At 70.4% G+C, this 2772-nt stretch carries 4 protein-coding genes; all 4 read right to left on the reverse strand.

Annotation, left to right across the window (positions count from 1 at the left end):
- Window positions 1–769, reverse strand: a 769-nt coding sequence (locus tag AB4Y86_RS16140) for an MFS transporter (protein WP_441403192.1), incomplete at its 3' end; no start/stop codon positions are given.
- Window positions 770–832: 63 nt separating this feature from the next.
- On the reverse strand, window positions 833–1723 hold the full coding sequence (locus tag AB4Y86_RS16145) for an SseB family protein (protein WP_441403193.1): 891 nt from the start codon (window positions 1721–1723) through the stop codon (window positions 833–835).
- A gap of 13 nt (window positions 1724–1736) precedes the next feature.
- Window positions 1737–2483, reverse strand: coding sequence for a bifunctional 1-(5-phosphoribosyl)-5-((5-phosphoribosylamino)methylideneamino)imidazole-4-carboxamide isomerase/phosphoribosylanthranilate isomerase PriA (gene priA / locus AB4Y86_RS16150; RefSeq protein ID WP_441403194.1), 747 nt, complete (start codon window positions 2481–2483; stop codon window positions 1737–1739).
- A gap of 43 nt (window positions 2484–2526) precedes the next feature.
- The gene (locus AB4Y86_RS16155) at window positions 2527–2685 is read right to left on the reverse strand and encodes a hypothetical protein (protein ID WP_441403195.1); all 159 of its coding nucleotides are present in this window, start codon (window positions 2683–2685) and stop codon (window positions 2527–2529) included.
- Window positions 2686–2772 lie beyond the last annotated feature (87 nt).

Here is a 2772-nt window from a genome sequence, read left to right on the forward strand (position 1 = left end):
AGCTGAAGTTGCGGGCTACCYTGTGCCGCAGGCCGAGGCGGGCCTGCCGCCGCTGTTCTGCGGCCGCCAGCGGGGCCAGTTCTGCCGCTGCCTCTTGCAGGTTGGCGGGCGCCGCGGCAACAATGGCGGCCTCCGCGCCTTCCTGCTGGGCCGCTTCGAACTCGGCCTCCGACTCGGCGTCGGGTTGGGCGCTGCGGGTGGGCGGGTTGATCCAGATCAAGAACAGGCCCGCCAGGGAGGTGGCGACGCCCACCACTGTCAGTCCCAGCACGGAGAAGCCCGCGGTGGCGACGATGGCGCCCACTGCAGGGCCGATCATGAACACCAGTTCGGTGCTGATTGAGTCCAGGGCGAAGGCCGTCCGGCGCTGTTCACCGCGGGCCAGGATGCCCAAGGACTGGCGCACGACGCTGAAGATCGGCAGCGTGAGCAGGCCGCCGACGAAGACCAGCGGCAATAACAGTTCGTAGCTGACGTGCGGCACTATCGACCAGATGACGGTCTCGGACACAACCGACGGGATGAGGGCCCGGCGGAGCCCCACGGTGTCTACGCGGCGACCGCGCCAGGGGGCGCCCACGGCGATGCCGATCGTCATGACGGCCGCGGCCGCACCGGCCGCGGCGTAGCCCTGACCCAGGGTGAGGACGATGTGCAGGGTCAGCAGCACGCCCGCGACTGAGTGCGGGATCCGGGCGACCATGCCGACGAGCAGGAGGTTCCTGATGGGCCTGACTGCCAGCAGGTCACGGTAAAGCGCGAAATTCACGGGACTGCATTCCTTCTTGTACTGCCCGCGACAGCACCGGCTGGTCTCCGTGCCGGCCGGAGGCTATGGTGCTGCGCGCTGCAACTTGATTTCGATCGAGTCAACCCGTTCGGCGAAGATCTCATTCCGGGCCCAGTCGTTGTTGAGTGCCGCCACCAGGGATTGCACCGCGGCGGCATCGAGCCCGTCCTCAAGGTACAGCACCAGCCGCAGTTCCGGGCCCGCACCGCCGCCGGGCAGGTGCCTGCCGCTGGCCTGCGCCGACGCCACTCCGCCGCCAGGGCGGATTTCCACGTGCCGGAGCACCGGAAAGCCGGCCGTCGCGGCCCGTGCTGCTTCTTCCACCGCCGGGTCGCTGTAGCTAGGTGTCCACTCCTGCTGCCGCGCCAAGGCCCAGACGGCGGGCCGGCGCACCACGAAAGTGGCTGCGGAACCGGGATCCAGGACGAGCAGTTCGGCGCCTTCGGCGACGGCGGAAAGGGCAGCGCGCGCAGCGTACACCGCGACGGGCCGGGCCTCCGAGTGCCAGGCGGCGAGGGCCGCGGCCGAGGTGAATACCGGCAGCGCGGTCCGGCCGTCGGCGGACCGGAGTGTTACAAGGGCCATGTCGGCCTGTTTGTCGCCGTGCAACTCCTCGCCGTGGGTGCCTGCGACGGCATCGCCTTCTTCGGCGAGCCGGGCAAGGATCGGCACGAAGACGCGCGCGGTGGCCAACGAAGCAACCACCGCAGCCTCGTCACCGCCGCCGGTTTCCAGGGCCGCCAGCGCCGCGAGGTAGCCGGCGTCGGGGGCGCCGTCGTCGTCCTCGAAGTTGTGGATCTTGGCGTCTTCGCCGCTAAGGCTCCGGCCGGCCCAAGGCTGGCCGGCCGAGTCCGTCGCTCCCCCGGCGCCGGCGAGGGCGGCGGCGATGTGGCCGGGCAGCGGGCGCCCGCCGGGCGGGGTATTGTGCTCCATGGCGGCGGCGGGCCTAGCGGCGGCCGGCGGCGTCGAGGGCTTCGGGGAGGGTGAAGTTGCCGTTGTAGAGGGCTTTGCCGACGATGGCCCCCTCGACGCCGAGCGGGACCAGAGAGCGCAGGACCAGGAGGTCCTCGAGGCTGGAGATGCCGCCGGACGCCACAACGGGTTTGCCGGTGCGTTCCACCATTTGGCGCAGCAGTTCGACGTTGGGCCCCTGCAGGGTACCGTCCTTGGTGACGTCGGTGACGACGTAGCGGGCACAGCCGGCCTCTTCCAGTCGGCCGAGGACGTCCCAGAGGTCGCCGCCCTCCTGGGTCCAGCCGCGGCCGGCGAGGGTGGTGCCGCGGACGTCGAGGCCGACGGCGATCTTGTCGGCGAAGCGCTCGATCACCCGGGCGGTCCATTCGGGGTTTTCAAGCGCCGCGGTGCCCAGGTTCACGCGGGCCACGCCGAGGTCCAGGGCTTTTTCGAGGGACTCGTCGTCCCGGAGCCCGCCGGAGAGCTCCACCTTGATGTCGAGCCGGCCCACGACCTCACGGAGCAGGTCGGCGTTGGAGCCGCGGCCGAAGGCGGCGTCCAGGTCGACCAGGTGGACCCATTCGGCACCCTGGTCCTGCCAGTTGAGTGCGGCTTCCAGCGGCGTGCCATAGCTCGTTTCGCTGCCGGCTTCGCCCTGGACCAGGCGGACGGCCTGCCCGTTCACGACGTCGACGGCGGGGAGCAGCTCAAGTACCGGAAGCGGGGTTTCGGTGGTCATCGTGGGGTCCTCATGGTGTTGGGCGGTCAGGAGTGTACCGGGCTCAATTGGCCGGCAGCGTCAGGAGATAGGCGGCCAGCAACGACATCCCGGCCAGGACATAGAACGCGATCTGGACCCACAGCGGGCTCTTCTGCTGCCGGAAGGACAGGGCGCCGCCAACCAGCAGGCCGGCAAGGCCCATCAGAACCAAGGACCACATCTAGGCGGTCTCTTCCGGGGCGGCGCCCGCGGCGGCGCCGTTCTTGGCGCCCGCCCGCAGGCTGTCCACCCAGTTGCGGAGCAAGCG

This window comes from Arthrobacter sp. 2YAF22_2 (assembly GCF_052114645.1).
Lineage (GTDB): Bacteria > Actinomycetota > Actinomycetes > Actinomycetales > Micrococcaceae > Arthrobacter.